General features: G+C 43.5%; 14 protein-coding genes. 10 read left to right on the top strand and 4 right to left on the bottom strand.

Annotated features, from left to right (window positions below; translation table 11 throughout):
- Positions 1-317: 317 nt before the first annotated feature.
- The 9 genes from QVO88_RS08960 (at position 318) to argF (ending at position 9,878) form a co-directional block, all read left to right on the top strand.
- Positions 318-1,553: an argininosuccinate synthase gene (locus tag QVO88_RS08960; protein WP_022288148.1), complete on the top strand. Its 1,236-nt coding sequence runs from the start codon at positions 318-320 to the stop codon at positions 1,551-1,553.
- Between the two features lie 79 nt (positions 1,554-1,632).
- Entirely contained in the window at positions 1,633-2,067 is a 435-nt protein-coding gene (locus tag QVO88_RS08965) for a pentapeptide repeat-containing protein (protein WP_022288149.1), read from the top strand.
- Between the two features lie 107 nt (positions 2,068-2,174).
- Positions 2,175-3,548: an argininosuccinate lyase gene (argH, locus tag QVO88_RS08970; RefSeq protein WP_022288150.1), complete on the top strand. Its 1,374-nt coding sequence runs from the start codon at positions 2,175-2,177 to the stop codon at positions 3,546-3,548.
- Positions 3,529-3,972, top strand: coding sequence for a hypothetical protein (locus QVO88_RS08975; protein ID WP_022288151.1), 444 nt, complete (start codon positions 3,529-3,531; stop codon positions 3,970-3,972). The genes argH and QVO88_RS08975 overlap by 20 nt, the downstream gene beginning before the upstream one ends.
- Before the next feature lie 135 nt (positions 3,973-4,107).
- Entirely contained in the window at positions 4,108-5,055 is a 948-nt protein-coding gene (gene argC / locus QVO88_RS08980; RefSeq protein WP_022288152.1) for an N-acetyl-gamma-glutamyl-phosphate reductase, read from the top strand.
- 464 nt (positions 5,056-5,519) lie between these two features.
- Positions 5,520-6,776 carry a bifunctional glutamate N-acetyltransferase/amino-acid acetyltransferase ArgJ gene (argJ, locus tag QVO88_RS08985; RefSeq protein ID WP_022288153.1) on the top strand — a complete coding sequence of 419 codons (1,257 nt, stop codon included), beginning with the start codon at positions 5,520-5,522 and terminating at the stop codon, positions 6,774-6,776.
- Between the two features lie 34 nt (positions 6,777-6,810).
- Complete coding sequence (argB, locus tag QVO88_RS08990) at positions 6,811-7,668, top strand: acetylglutamate kinase (RefSeq protein WP_022288154.1); 858 nt, start codon at positions 6,811-6,813, stop codon at positions 7,666-7,668.
- A gap of 32 nt (positions 7,669-7,700) precedes the next feature.
- Positions 7,701-8,885, top strand: coding sequence for an aspartate aminotransferase family protein (locus tag QVO88_RS08995; protein ID WP_022288155.1), 1,185 nt, complete (start codon positions 7,701-7,703; stop codon positions 8,883-8,885).
- 78 nt (positions 8,886-8,963) lie between these two features.
- On the top strand, positions 8,964-9,878 hold the full coding sequence (argF, locus tag QVO88_RS09000; protein WP_022288156.1) for an ornithine carbamoyltransferase: 915 nt from the start codon (positions 8,964-8,966) through the stop codon (positions 9,876-9,878).
- A 120-nt stretch (positions 9,879-9,998) separates the two neighbouring features.
- On the opposite strand, the gene QVO88_RS09005 is transcribed toward argF, so the two are convergent.
- From QVO88_RS09005 to QVO88_RS09020, 4 genes are all read right to left on the bottom strand, one after another.
- Positions 9,999-10,220 carry a DNA-binding transcriptional regulator gene (locus tag QVO88_RS09005; protein ID WP_242843639.1) on the bottom strand — a complete coding sequence of 74 codons (222 nt, stop codon included), beginning with the start codon at positions 10,218-10,220 and terminating at the stop codon, positions 9,999-10,001.
- Positions 10,221-10,319: 99 nt separating this feature from the next.
- Positions 10,320-10,832, bottom strand: a complete 513-nt coding sequence (locus QVO88_RS09010; RefSeq protein WP_022288158.1) for a hypothetical protein — start codon at positions 10,830-10,832, stop codon at positions 10,320-10,322.
- Positions 10,833-10,858: 26 nt separating this feature from the next.
- The gene (locus QVO88_RS09015) at positions 10,859-13,318 is read right to left on the bottom strand and encodes a cellobiose phosphorylase (protein WP_022288159.1); all 2,460 of its coding nucleotides are present in this window, start codon (positions 13,316-13,318) and stop codon (positions 10,859-10,861) included.
- Positions 13,319-13,490: 172 nt separating this feature from the next.
- Positions 13,491-14,495, bottom strand: a complete 1,005-nt coding sequence (locus QVO88_RS09020; protein ID WP_265290569.1) for an aldose 1-epimerase — start codon at positions 14,493-14,495, stop codon at positions 13,491-13,493.
- Positions 14,496-14,770: 275 nt separating this feature from the next.
- Between QVO88_RS09020 and QVO88_RS09025 the strand changes: the two genes are divergently transcribed.
- Positions 14,771-14,977, top strand: coding sequence for a DUF378 domain-containing protein (locus QVO88_RS09025; RefSeq protein ID WP_022288161.1), 207 nt, complete (start codon positions 14,771-14,773; stop codon positions 14,975-14,977).
- The last annotated feature ends 157 nt before the right edge of the window (positions 14,978-15,134 follow it).

Consider the following 15,134-nt stretch of genomic DNA (forward strand, 5'->3'; position numbering starts at 1 on the left):
TTTTGTGTTGCTTTTTTTGAAGAATAGTGATATAATTGAATTAAGTATTTGTAAAGCTGTTTTTGTGTTTTTGGTTTAGCTGTTTTATTTTATGCCGTTACAATACTTGATATGTATATCTTTTGAAGTTTATACAGAATAAATTGTATATTGTCTAAAAATATACATTAAAAAGCCTTAAAATGTGTATAAATATAAAATTTTTATGCAAAAGCACTTGACAATGCTGTATAAAGGTGTATAATAATTTTATCGGCATGAGAGCCGTGAAAATATTATACAAACATACTTACTACAAACAATGGAGGAATTTTGTTATGGCAAAAGAGATCAAAAAGGTTGTCCTTGCTTATTCCGGCGGACTTGATACATCTATCATCATTCCGTGGCTCAAGGAAAACTACAACAACTGCGAAGTAATCGCTGTTTCAGGAAACGTTGGTCAGGGCACAGAGCTTGACGGCCTTGAGGAAAAGGCTATCAAGACAGGCGCTTCTAAGCTCTATATCGAGGACCTTACAGAAGAGTTCATCGAGGATTATGTATATCCAACAGTACAGGCTGGCGCTGTTTATGAGAACCAGTACCTCCTCGGCACTTCATTTGCTCGTCCGATCATTGCAAAGAGAATAGCTGAGATCGCTATCAAAGAGGGAGCTGACGCTATTTGCCACGGCTGCACAGGTAAGGGCAACGACCAGGTTAGATTTGAGCTTGCTATCAAGGCTTTCGCTCCTGATATGGAGATAATCGCTCCTTGGAGAATCTGGGATCTTAAGTCAAGAGAGCAGGAGATCGAGTATGCTGAGGCACACAACATTCCTCTGAAGATAAACAGAGAAACAAACTACTCAAAGGACAAGAACCTTTGGCACCTTTCACACGAAGGTCTGGATCTTGAAGATCCTGCAAACGAGCCACAGTATGAGAAGCCGGGCTTCCTTGAAATGGGCGTTTCACCTATCATGGCTCCTGACAAGCCAACTTATGTAACTATCCACTTTGAAAAGGGTATCCCAACAGCAGTTGACGGCGTTGAGATGAACGGCAAGGAGCTTGTTACAAAGCTTAACGAGCTTGGCGGTGCAAACGGTATCGGTCTTGCTGACCTTGTTGAGAACAGACTTGTTGGTATGAAGTCAAGAGGCGTTTATGAAACTCCAGGCGGAGCTATCCTTTACAAGGCTCATGAAGTTCTTGAAACTATCACACTTGACAAGGAAACTGCAAGAGTTAAGCAGTATCTTTCAATCAAGTTTGCTGACATTGTTTACAATGGTCAGTGGTTCACTCCTCTCCGTGAGGCTATGAGCGCATTTGTTACAGAAACACAGAAGACTGTTACAGGTGACGTTAAGCTCAAGCTTTACAAGGGCAACATGATAAACGCAGGTGTAACATCTCCATACACACTTTATGATGAAGAAGTTGCTACATTTGATGAGGACAATGTTTACAATCAGGCTGATTCAGCAGGATTCATCAACCTCTTCGGTCTGCCTATCAAGGTAAGAGCTAAGCTCGAGCAGAAGAGAAACGCTAAGAAAGACTAATAGCGACGCTCTGGTCAGCAGAGCATAAAGGTGTATAACCTTAAAAAGTTTGTATAATATTTTTCACGGAGGTTTTGATATGTCAGATAACAACAGCATTTTTGAGCCTGCAATAGACAAGAAGGTCGAGATCTCTTATGACAGCCTGCCGAACTCCTCTTTTGAGGACGTAAACCTCGGCGGAGCAAAGTTCTCGAACGTAAATCTTAAGGAAGCCGTTTTCGATGACGTTAACATGGACGAGACACATTTCAACAACGTCAGCATGAAAGAAAGCGACTTTGCAGATATGTATATGGTAAACACAAAGTTCTTGGGCGTAAATCTCAGCAACTCGAGATTTGGCTGCTCTATCATGAACAATGTTGAGTTTAAAAATCCTGATCTTAAGAACTCACAGTTCATTCACTGTGACCTTACAAACGTTGAGATAAACGATTGCAAGATAGACGGTCTGAAGATCAACGGCGTGGATATCCAGAAGCTGCTTGAACAGCACGAAAAGGAAATTTGATCCGCACTTATTGAAATGTATTGGGGCAGGATGATCCTTTGGGGTCATTTTGCCCATACATTTTTTATATTTGATAACTTGAAATAAACATAAAGGACGGTTTTAAAATGGCAGGAAAAATGTGGGCAGGAAGATTTACAAAGGAAGTTGACGAAAGAGTCAATGATTTCAATTCATCTATTTCCTTTGACGCAAGAATGTACCGCTATGATATAGAGGGTTCTATGGCGCACGCCACAATGCTGGGCGAGTGCGGTATAATCGAAAAGCACGAAAGCGAAAAAATAGTCCAGGGACTTAAGGGTATTCTTGCGGATATCGACGAGGGAAAATTACAGTTCGACCCTACTGCAGAGGACGTTCATATGTTTGTTGAGGCTGAGCTTACCAAAAGGCTTGGCGACACAGGCAAAAGACTTCACACGGCAAGATCAAGAAACGATCAGGTGGCACTTGACGTGAGAATGATACTCAGAGCCGAAACAAAAGAGATAATCGAGCTTGTGAAAAAGCTTGAGCACACTATCCTTGACATTGCAGAGAAAAATCTCACAACTGTTATGCCGGGATATACTCATCTTCAGAGGGCACAGCCTATCACATTTGCTCACCACCTTATGGCGTATGCAAATATGCTTCTGAGAGATATTTCAAGACTTGAGGACAGCTACAAGAGAACAAACATCATGCCTTTGGGAAGCGGTGCTCTTGCATCTACAACTTACCCTATAAACAGACAGAGAGTGTGCGATCTGCTTGGCTTTGACGAGATAACACAGAACTCACTTGACGGCGTTTCGGACAGAGATTTCTGCATCGAGCTTTGCTCAGCTATCTCACTGCTTATGATGCACCTTTCAAGATTTTCAGAGGAGATAATACTTTGGTGCTCATGGGAATTCAAATTCATCGAGCTTGACGACGCTTATGCAACAGGCTCGTCTATCATGCCACAGAAGAAAAACCCTGATGTTACTGAGCTTATCAGAGGCAAGACAGGCAGAGTTTACGGCGACCTTAACACACTGCTCGTTATGATGAAGGGTCTGCCACTTGCATACAACAAGGATATGCAGGAGGACAAGGAAGCTATCTTTGACGCAATCGACACTGTTAAGCTTTGCCTTAAAACGTTTGACCCGATGCTTGCTACAATGAGAGTTATCCCTGAGAACATGAGAAACGCCGCAGCCAAGGGCTTTATAAACGCTACAGACTGCGCTGACTATCTTGTTAAGAAGGGTATGCCTTTCAGAGACGCTTACAAGATAACGGGCACTCTCGTTCACACCTGTATTGAAAAGGGCTGCACACTTGAAACTCTCCCATTGGAGGAGTACAGGAAGCTCACTGACAACTTTGACGAGGACGTTTATGACGCTATCAGCCTTGACACCTGCGTAATGCAGAGAAAAGCGGCAGGCGGTCCTGCTCCTGAGTCTGTAAAAGCTCAGATAGAATATGTCAGAAATAAGCTTTGATAAACACCGCTCCCCTGTTAAGACGGCACTGCTATATCTTGTGCTGTGGGAGCTTGCGACAGTTATAATGTGGCTTTTTACGGCTAAGCTTTTTGTGATATATCCGCTGTTTGCGGTGGGATTTACGGTGGTGTACCCTGTGTGTACATGGTGGACTTGCTACCGACACGCTAAGAACTACGGCTTGAAATGGTATGTTGCGCCTGTGATGATAGGGGTTTCGGTGATAGAATATATCTTCGTGGAGGAAGCAAGGTCGGTAGTGCCGAACTTTATCGTACTCACTGTGTTGACCGCAGGCTTTGCCGCAGGTATTGGAAACTGCTTTGCGGATAAGGACGCAATAAACGCCGCAAAGGAAGATAAAAAGCGTAAAAAGCTGAAAAAAGAACCTGAATACAAGAACATTTTGGACGATAATTAAAAGTATGCAGACGGCTAAAGAGCTGTCAGCCAAACGGACGAACACTGTTCGCCCCTACAAAAGTTTGCATTTGCATGAGCATACAGATTATTGACAGACAAAATCATAAAGTTTTATAGAAGGATATGAAGAAAAATGAAAACAAGAGTTTTTATTGATGGCAAAGAGGGAACAACGGGACTTCAGATATATGAGCGTTTTCAGAACAGAAATGACGTTGAGATAATGCTCATTGACGAGGAAAAGCGTAAGGACGTGAACGAGAGAGCAAAGATGATAAACTCATCGGATATCACTTTTCTCTGCCTGCCTGACGCAGCGGCAATAGAGGCGGCTTCACTTTGCACAAACCCTGATGTTAGGATAATAGACGCTTCTACCGCCCACAGAACAAACCCTGCTTGGGACTATGGTTTTCCTGAGCTTTCTGAAAAGCATAGAGAGAATATCCGCAATTCAAAAAGAGTTGCAAACCCAGGCTGTTATGCAAGCGGCTTTATAAGCCTTGTTTATCCTCTCGTAAAGGAAGGAGTGCTTCCTGAGGATTATCCTGTTACCTGCCACGCAGTTTCAGGCTACAGCGGCGGCGGAAAGAAAATGATAGCCGCTATGGAAAGCGAAAATAAAACAAAGGAAATGTATTCTCCACGTCAGTATGCACTTGGGCAGAAGCACAAGCATATCCCTGAAATGCAGGCGGTGTGCGGACTTAAATATAAGCCTATGTTCAATCCGATAGTGGATGACTATTATAATGGTATGGTTGTTTCTGTGCCGCTGGTGACAAGATGTTTGACAAAAAAGTATACACCTGAGAATATCCATGAAATAATGGCGGAGCATTATCTTGGTCAGCATTTCGTTAAGGTAATGGAGCTTGGTGGAACAAAAACGCTTCCTGACGGATTTATCGCAGCGAATACATTGGCAGGAACAAATAATATGCAGATATTCGTCTGCGGAAATGAGGATCAGATATTGCTTATGTCGAGATTTGATAACCTTGGAAAAGGCGCAAGCGGCGCAGCAATACAGAATATGAATATAATGTTGGGGATAAACGAAGCAACGGGGCTGGAATAACAAAAAAGCAAAAAACAAACCAAAAGCACCGCACAAAAAAATCGCCGGTGCAGGGCGGCGTTAGCCCTGCCGAGGGACGGGGGCGAGCAGCCCCAGCGGGGGCAAAATAAAGCCAAAAGCAAAATCAAACCCAACAGGGGGCAGAGCCCCCTCCACAAAAGTACGGTCTAAAAAAAGCGGCGGACAAAAAAATAAAACAAACCGAAGTAAAATTTCTCAACCAAGCCTAAAAACCAACAAAACTCCGCCGCTTTTGTCATTTGAACAGCGAAGCGTCTTCAAATGACTCGCCAACGGCGACAATAAGCTCCCCCACAAAGGAGAGCAATCCCCGACCAATGAGTGCGAATATAAAAGTGCGGAAAAAATAAGCGGGCAAACGCTGTTCGCCCCTACAGAAATAATTAATAGAAAAAATCTGTCCTGATCTAATTAGTGTGAAAATTTTGTAAGGAGTTTTGAATATGAAAGAGATATCAAAGAAAAATTTCGACGGCTATAAGTATGTAGACGGCGGCGTGTGTGCTGCAAAGGGCTTTAAGGCTAACGGTCTTTATTGCGGCATAAAGGAAAACCCTACAAAAAAACCTGACCTCTGCCTTGTGGAGTCTGACGTTATGTGCTCTGCCGCCGGCGTTTTTACTCAGAACAAGGTCAAGGGTGCTCCTGTTACTGTTTCTCAGAAAAATCTTGCTAAAACAGGCGGCAAGGCTAAGGGCTTTATCCTCAACTCCAAAAACGCTAACACCTGTAACGCTGACGGCGAGGAAAAGGCTTACAAAATGTGCGAGATGACTGCCGCTAAAATGGGCGTTAAGCCTGAGGAAATTCTTATCGCTCAGACAGGCGTTATCGGTCAGATACTCCCTCTCGAGCCTATCGAAGCTAAGATAGACGAGCTTTATGAGGGACTTTCCTATGAGGGAAACGAAAAAGCCGCTATTGCTATCATGACTACTGATACAGTGAAAAAGGAAGTGGCTGTTGAGTTTGAGCTTGACGGCAAGATCTGCCACGTTGGCGGCATGGGCAAGGGCAGCGGTATGATACACCCTAACATGGCAACTACGCTCAATGTTATCACCACGGACTGTGCTGTATCTTCCGAAATGCTCAAAAAGGCTCTTACTGATATCGTCAAGATAACATATAACTGCCTGTCTGTTGACGGCGACCAGTCAACGAACGATACCTGTGCTATTATGGCTAACGGACTTGCAGGAAACCCTGAGATAACAGCCGAGGGTGAGAGCTACGAGGTGTTCAAAAAGGCTCTTTATATCGTTATGATGAACATTACTAAAATGCTCGCAAAGGACGGCGAGGGCGCAACTAAGCTTCTTGAATGTACTGTTACCGGTTCAAAAGACCTTGACACCGCCATAATCGTTGCAAAGAGCGTTATATGCTCGCCGCTTTTCAAGTGTGCAATGTTCGGTGCTGACGCTAACTGGGGCAGGATACTCTGCGCTGTTGGATACGCTGAAGCTGATTTTGACATAAACAAGGTGGACGTTTCACTGTCATCAAAGGCAGGAGAGATACACGTTTGCCACAATGGTGCAGGCATAGAGTTCTCTGAGGAAGTGGCTAAGACCGTTCTTCTTGAGGACGAGATAACCATAAGCGTTTCTATCGGCGACGGCAACGGCACTGCCACTGCATGGGGCTGTGACCTTACATATGATTATGTTAAGATAAACGGCGATTACAGAAGCTAAGACATAAAATCAGTATAGGAAAGAAGAATGAGAAATGGACATAAGCAATAAAATCAGAAGTCAGATACTTATTGACGCTCTGCCGCACATTCAGAAATACCATGACAAGATAGTTGTTGTAAAATATGGCGGCAACGCTATGACAAACGCTGAGCTTAAAGAAGCTGTTATGAGCGATATCGTGCTTCTAAGTGAGGTAGGCATAAAGGTAGTTCTTGTTCATGGCGGTGGTCCTGAGATAAATGCAATGCTCAAAAGAGTCGGCATTGAAAGCAAGTTCATAAACGGTCTGAGATACACTGACGCTGAAACTATAGATATCGTTAAAATGGTGCTTTGCGGCAAGGTAAACAAGGAGCTTGTTTGCGCTTTGCAGCTTCATGGCGGAAAGGCTCTCGGTCTTTGCGGCTGTGACGGACAGATGATACTTGCGCAGAAGCTTGACAGCGAAGTTGACCTTGGTTTTGTGGGCGACATCAAAAAGGTGACGACAAAGCCTATAGTTGACGCACTTAACAACGGTTATGTTCCTATAATCTCCACAGTTGGCGTTGGCGAGGACGGACAGTCTTACAATATCAATGCTGACACTGCGGCGGCTAGGATAGCCTCCTGCCTGAGAGCGGAAAAGCTTATCCTTATGACGGATATAGTTGGTCTGCTGGAGGACAAGGACGATGATTCCACACTTATCCCACAGGTAAACGTCAGCGATGTGCCTTATCTCAAAAAGAAAGGCATCATAAGCGGCGGAATGATACCAAAGATAGACTGCTGTGTTGAAGCCGTAAGACGTGGCGTTAAAAAGACCACTATCATTGACGGCAGAGTACCGCACTCGATACTTATCGAGCTGCTCTCTAACGAGGGTATCGGTACACAGTTTATATAAAATATCAATACATATTGAAAAGAGTGATAAAAATGAACACCATAGAACAGTTCAACGAACACGTTATGCAGACCTATGGCAGAATAGGTCTTGTTATGGAAAGCGGTCATGGTCAGACGGCTGTTGGCGAGGACGGAAAAGAGTATATCGACTTCGGCTCCGGTATCGGCACAAACAGCCTTGGCTACTGCGACGAGGATTGGGTGAACGCTATCTGCGATCAGGCACACAAGATACAGCACACCTCAAACTACTATTACACAAAGGTACAGGCTGACTTTGCAAAAAGACTTTGCGAGGCAACAGGCTATGAGAAAATGTTCTTCGGCAACTCGGGCGCAGAGGCTAACGAGTGCGCTATCAAGCTTGCAAGAAAATACAGCTTTGACAAATACGGCAAAGACGCTGAGAGAAATATCATCATCACCCTTGTAAACAGTTTCCACGGCAGAACGCTTTGCACTCTTTCTGCAACAGGTCAGGAGGTTTTCCACAACTACTTCTTCCCGTTCGTTGGTGGATTTGAGAATGTTATCGCTAATGATATTGACGATCTTATGGACAAGCTCAACAAGCTTGACAACAAGGTTTGCGCAGTAATGTTCGAGTTTGTTCAGGGCGAGGGCGGAGTTATACCTCTTCAGCAGAGCTTTGTGAACACTATCATGCTTGAGTGTGCAAAGAGGGATATCCTCACTATCGCAGACGAGGTACAGACAGGTGTTGGCAGAACCGGCAAGCTCCTAACATCTGAGCTTTACAACGTAAAGCCTGACATAACCACACTTGCAAAGGGTCTTGCAGGCGGTGTTCCAATAGGCGTGTGCCTTGCTAACAAGAAGTGCAGCGAGGTACTTGGCAAGGGTACACACGGCTCAACATTCGGCGGAAACCCTATTTCCTGTGCAGGTGGAAACGCAGTTCTTGACAAGGTGACAAAGCCTGAGTTTCTTGAAGAAGTTCGCAAAAAGGGCGAATATTTCAGAAAAAAGCTCGCAGAAATAGACGAAGTTGAAGGCGTTGACGGACTTGGTCTTATGATAGGCGTAAGGCTCAAAACAAAGAAAGCCGCTGATGTGCTTAACAAGTGCTTTGAAAACGGACTTCTTATTCTCACAGCAAAGGATAAGCTGAGATTTTTGCCACCGCTGAATATCTCATATGAGCAGATAGACAAGGGACTTGCTATACTGAAAAAAGTTCTTGACGAGAAATAACAAAGTGTGTAGGTGCGAACAGTGTTCGCCCGTTTGATACGCAATACCAAATAAAAATCAAATTACGGAGGAAATATTATGAAACATTTACTTAAAATGCTCGACCTTTCCAAGGAGGAAATTCTCGACATTCTCAATCTTGCAGACCAGCTCAAATACGAAAACAAAAACGGTATCGAGCATCACATTCTTAAAGGCAAAACTCTCGGAATGATATTCCAGAAGTCCTCTACCCGTACAAGAGTTTCTTTTGAAACAGGTATGTATCAGCTTGGCGGTCAGGCACTTTTCCTTTCAAACCGTGACCTCCAGATAGGCAGAGGCGAGCCTGTTCAGGACACAGCCCGTGTTCTTTCACGTTACCTTGACGGCATCATGATCCGTACTTTTGAGCAGAAAGAGGTTGAGGATCTTGCTAAATATGGCTCTATCCCAATAATAAACGGTCTGACAGACTTCTGCCACCCTTGTCAGGTGCTTGCTGACCTTATGACTATCAGAGAGTTCAAGGGACGCTTCGAGGGTCTGAAAATGTGCTACATAGGCGACGGCAACAACATGGCAAACTCGCTTATCGTTGGTGGACTTAAGGTAGGCATGGAAGTTTCTATCGCTTGCCCTAAGGATTATCAGCCTGCTGCTGAGGTTCTTGAATTTGCCAAGGGCTACGGCGACAAGTTCTCAATGACAGACGTTCCTCTTGAGGCTGCAAAGGACGCTGACGTTCTGTTCACAGACGTTTGGACTTCAATGGGCGAGGAAGCTGAGACAGAGAAGAGAAAGATCGCATTTAAGGGCTATCAGATAAATGACGATATCATGGCTGTTGCAAAGGCTGACGCAATGGTTCAGCACTGTCTGCCTGCTCACCGTGAGGAGGAGATAACAGAAAAGGTATTCGAGGCTCACGCAAATGAGATATTCGAGGAAGCTGAAAACAGACTTCATGCACAGAAAGCCGTTATGGTCAAGGTAATGGGTCCGCAGGAATAATTCGCATATGACAAAAGCCGTCCACGCTGGTGGGCGGCTTTTTTGTGTTGAACACATCAAAAAGGTCTTTGATGTGACGGGATAAAAAGATCCGCAGTCCTCAAAGAACTGCGGTCATAGTTAAATAACATTTTCATTTACGATATGGTAGCTTTGCAGAATTTCTGGGTCAAACTGAATGAGTGAGATCATTCTGCGTGCAGGACCGATAGGCTGGTTCGTACCTGTTTCCCACGCCTCAACAGTTTTTGTCGAAACTCCGATCACTGCGGCAAATACCGCCTGCGTAAATCCCAGCTTTTTTCGGATCGCTTTTATATCTTCAGCAGATATATCAGGCAAAGGCTCTATTCTAAGAGTTGTTTTTTAGCAGAAATTTTACCTTTTTCGTAGTCAACTGCCTCGTTAAGTCCAGTAATTATGCTGTCAAACACATTCATATTAAAGCTGGTCTCCTTCGTATTTATTATTGAAGTTGTAATATACTTTCTCATTTGGAAGCACTGCCTTAATCGGATAAACTGACATCCCAAAAGAATCTGTAAAAATAACATCTTCTCCAATATGTTTTTCAAGAAACTCATCAGAAAAATCAGATATTAAACCAATGCTGATAGCTCCATTCCTTGTAAAATTCAATCCTTCAATTTGTATACTCTTTTCAATCAAAGAACAATCTGAAGTGTGAAAAAAATTCAACAACATTTTTTGAATATCTCGTTCGATTTGAATCTGATTATCAAGATAATATCTGATTGCTTCTTCTTGTTCAAATGAAATTACAGCATCTTTTTGATTTGAGTATATACATAGATACAGGTCAAAAGTTTTATCCCATAATGTAATGATAAAGCTCTTCTTTGTGTACCAATCTGTTTTTTTAATCAAAGTTCCTAATACAGGATGCTCAATTGTAGTTGGTTTATTTTTTTTCTTTGTCTTTCCAAAAAACATAATCTCGCCTTTAAAATTTGTATGGCTTAGCCCATTACTACCTCAACATTTACTGTTGCACCATTTTCAGCTACAGGGAGAACATTGCCCTCTACTGCCTTGCCGTCAACAGTTACGCTCTTTACGCCCTTGCAAACGTGGTCAGGGTTCTTAACAGTGATGTTGTATGTTGCACCTCTGTACTGACGTGTTGCTGTCATGCCGTCCCACTCGTGAGGGATAGATGGATCTATCTTCAAGCCGTCAAAGTCAGCCTGTACTCCGAGAATGTACTGTGAGATAGCTACCATGTTCCATGCGGCTGTACCTGTGAGCCAGCTGTTCTTGCCCTCGCCGAATCTGCTTGCGTCCTTACCAGCTATCATCTGACCGTATACATAAGGCTCTGTCTTATGAAGATCAGATATCTCCTCGTTGAATGCAGGAGCTATCTTGCTGTAATACTCGAACGCCTTGTCGCCTCTGCCTGCATATGCCTCTGCACAGATTATCCAAGCATTGTTGTGTGTGAAGATACCGGCATTCTCCTTATATCCGCCTGGGTATGTGGATATCTCACCATACTGGATATAATACTTTGAGTATGCAGGGTTGTTAAGAACAAGACCATACTTTGTATTGAGGTACTTGTCGATAGAATCAAGTGTCTTGATGTCAGCGCCCTCGTCCTTGCCTATTTCAGACATAACTGCGAAGCCCTGTGGCTCGATGAATATCTTACCCTCTTCACATTCCTTAGAACCCATTTTTGCGCCTGTGGAATCGTAAGCTCTCAGGAACCAATCGCCGTCAAATGCAGATTCCATAACGTTCTTCTTCATCTTGTCTATCTCAGCCTGTGCTGCGGCAGCCTCATCGTCCTTGCCAAGGTGCTTGAGGATAGACACATAGTTAGGGCCTGTGTATGTAAAGAGTGTTGCCACCATTACAGACTCAGCTACCTTTGAGTAGCCGCCCTCAGCTGCAAACTTAGGGTTTGTATAAGTCTGGAAGCTCTCGCCCGGAGTATCAGAATAGCATGAAAGGTTGATACAATCGTTCCAGTCAGCTCTCATTGCAAGTGGCAGACCGTGAGGGCCGAGGTTATTTACAATGTGATAGAATGATACCTTAAGGTGGTCGAGCATTGGCTTAGCCTTTGACTCGTCATTATCGTATGGTACCATTTCGTCAAGGATAGACCAGTCGCCTGTTTCCTTGATGTATGCGGAAACTGAAAGGATCATCCACAGTGGGTCGTCTGAGAAGTCGCCGCCGATATCGGAGTTGCCCTTCTTTGTAAGAGGCTGATACTGATGATAGCAGCCGCCGTCAGGAAGCTGTGTAGAAGCGATGTCGATGATACGCTGTCTTGCACGGTCCGGTATCTGATGAACGAAACCGAGGATATCCTGGTTTGAATCTCTGAAGCCCATTCCTCTGCCGATACCGCTCTCGAAATATGATGCGGAACGTGAAAGGTTGAATGTTACCATGCACTGATACTGGTTCCAGATATTTACCATTCTGTTTACCTTATCGTCAGGTGTGTCAACATTGATAACGCTGAGAAGTCTGTCCCAAGTTGCCTTGAGCTCTTCAAGACCTGCGGCTACCTTTTCAGGAGTGTTATACTGCTCGATCATTGCGAGAGCCTTTTCCTTATTGATAGTAACTCCGTCAGCCTCGAACTTCTTGTCAACAGGCATTTCAACATAGCCGAGGATAAATACAAGAGTCTTTGACTCGCCCGGAGCAAGTGTTATCTTCTTGTAGTGTGAAGCGATAGGTGACCAACCGTCTGCAAATGAGTTGTTAGCCTTGCCTGCTTCAACAGCCTGTGGGTTATGGAAGCCGTTATAAAGACCGATAAATGAATCTCTGTCTGTATCATAGCCGTCTATCTCGTCATTTACTGTATAGAATGCAAAGTGATCTCTTCTGTCTCTGTATTCTGTCTTGTGATAGATAGTTGAACCTACTACCTCAACACGACCTGTGCTGAAGTTTCTCTGGAAGTTTGTGCAGTCGTCCTGAGCGTCCCAAAGGCACCACTCTGCAAATGAGAAGAATGAGAATGTTTTTTCTTCATTGCTCTCGTTTGTGAGAACTACCTGCTGAACTTCGCCGTTATAGTTCTGAGGAACAAAGAATGTAGCCTCAGCCTTAAGTCCGTTCTTCTTACCTGTGATGATAGTATAGCCCATACCGTGACGGCACTCATAAAAATCAAGCTCTGTCTTTACCGGTGACCAGCCCGGATTCCAGATAGTTTCGCCGTCTTTGATATAGAAATATCTTCCGCCCATGTCGATAGGCACGTTGTTGTAACGGTAACGAGTTATTCTTCTCAGTCTTGCGTCCTTATAGAAGGAATAGCCTCCTGCTGTGTTGGAGATAAGTGAGAAGAATTCCTGTGTGCCAAGATAGTTTATCCATGGATATGGCGTTCTTGGATTGCTGATGACATATTCCTTTTTCACGTCATCAAAATGACCAAATTTCATCAATAATTTCCACCTTTCGTAATTTATCTATTGTTAATTAATTTCTTAATTATAACCATTGTGAAGTGTATAGCCGTCACAAAGTGATCAAGCCAACGGGCGAACGCTGTTCGCCCCTACATTTACAGAGCTGTTACATAACTCTCATTCTGCATAATGATAGTTTTTTCTATTATTCAGTAAAGAATCTCTGCCAGCACTTGAATGTGTGACCCTTTGTTATCTCCTCATATCCGCTCACTTCGTTAGGCAGGCTGAGATTAGGAGAGTTTATCATAGCTGTCATTGGTTCAGGGCAGAAATATCCTTTATTGCCCTTATCGTTCCACATATTCCAGAACTTAAATTCTTTTGACACCTCGTTGCAAACCTTATGACCATTGTCAGTATCCACAACATAAGAGCCATAGAAATCCTTGCCGTCAAGCTTGTTCATGCCTGCGGTATACATATCGTTTGAGATATTATTCAGAGTAGGCATTTTTGTACCCTCTTTATATTCAAGGTCTTTCTTTTTAAGAGGCAAAAGCTTTTCTGTTGGCAGACATCTCTTGTCAAGCTCGCACTTTTCGATTATCGGCACGCACATTCTCATTGATTCCTCCCTGCCGCCGTCGCACATTGGCGCATTAAGGCAGGTATGAGTACATATAGAAACAGGCAGAGCCTTGTCGCTGTTGTTTGTCAGGTATATCTCCTGCAAAAGACCGTTTTCAGAAAGCGTAAACGTATAGGATATTTTAAAATCCACCGGAAAATAAGAATACATCTCGTCATTCTTGTCAAAGGTATAAGAAGTAACAAGCACAACTTTTTTATCCTGTGTTGAATAACACTCTATTTCGTGTTCTCTCTTATGCACCCAGCCATGGATAAAATTATCAAGCTTTTTCTCATTTACAGGCATTTGATACACTGCGTCAGAGGTCTTTATAATGCCCTTATCAAAGCGATTAGGCAAGAAAAGAGTAGGCAGTCCCCATATCTCTCTCGCCTTATTTATAGTCTTGAGAGTGCAGTCATCACGATATCTGAACACCTCTATGCCGTTTTCCTCGTCACGAAGCCTCAGCACAGCAGCACCAAGTTTTGGTGCGATAACGCAGGAATACTTTCCCGACTGCATTCTGACACATTCCGTATCTTTAAACATGAATTTAAGGTCTATATTATTCAAAAAAGTAACGCCCCCATAGTGCAAAGCGATGATCTGCCTCCCGCTTTACCATACATTTTTACTTAAACGATTAACATACAATCATTATAACATAGCCCGTCGCTTTTGTCTAGTACAAAACGCAGATTTTTATATAGAATTTTAGCTGTGTTTTTTAGTAGTTTTTTACCAAACGTTTAATGAATAATCCAAAAAAAATATGACAATACTACAATCAACAGCCCGCTGACAGACGGACTGCTCTATATCTTAAACAACCAAAGGAGGAGTTTCTCATGATAGATAGGATCGCACTGCTGCTTCTCATAATAGGCGGCATAAACTGGGGGCTTGTGGGCATTTTCCAGTTCGACCTTGTGGCATTTCTTTTCGGAGGCGCTGCAGCGATACTAAGCAGGATCATCTACGTTTTGGTAGCTATTTCGGCTATCTGGTGCATTTCACTGTTTTTCAAAGACAACAGACTTGTCACCGAGCAGTAGTCCCCTGCAGGTCATGGCGGCAGGAGAGGGAGCTTGTTTCAGAGGGCAGCATTTTATCACGGGTTTGCCTGCTGCATATTCTAAAATCGGCTCTCTTTCCTGCTGTCATGACCTTATTTTTTTGTTTTAAACATTAAAATTTGAACATCACAGACGC

Origin of the sequence: Ruminococcus sp. CAG:57, assembly GCF_000435935.1 — a bacterium.
Classification (GTDB): domain Bacteria; phylum Bacillota; class Clostridia; order Oscillospirales; family Ruminococcaceae; genus Hominimerdicola; species Hominimerdicola aceti.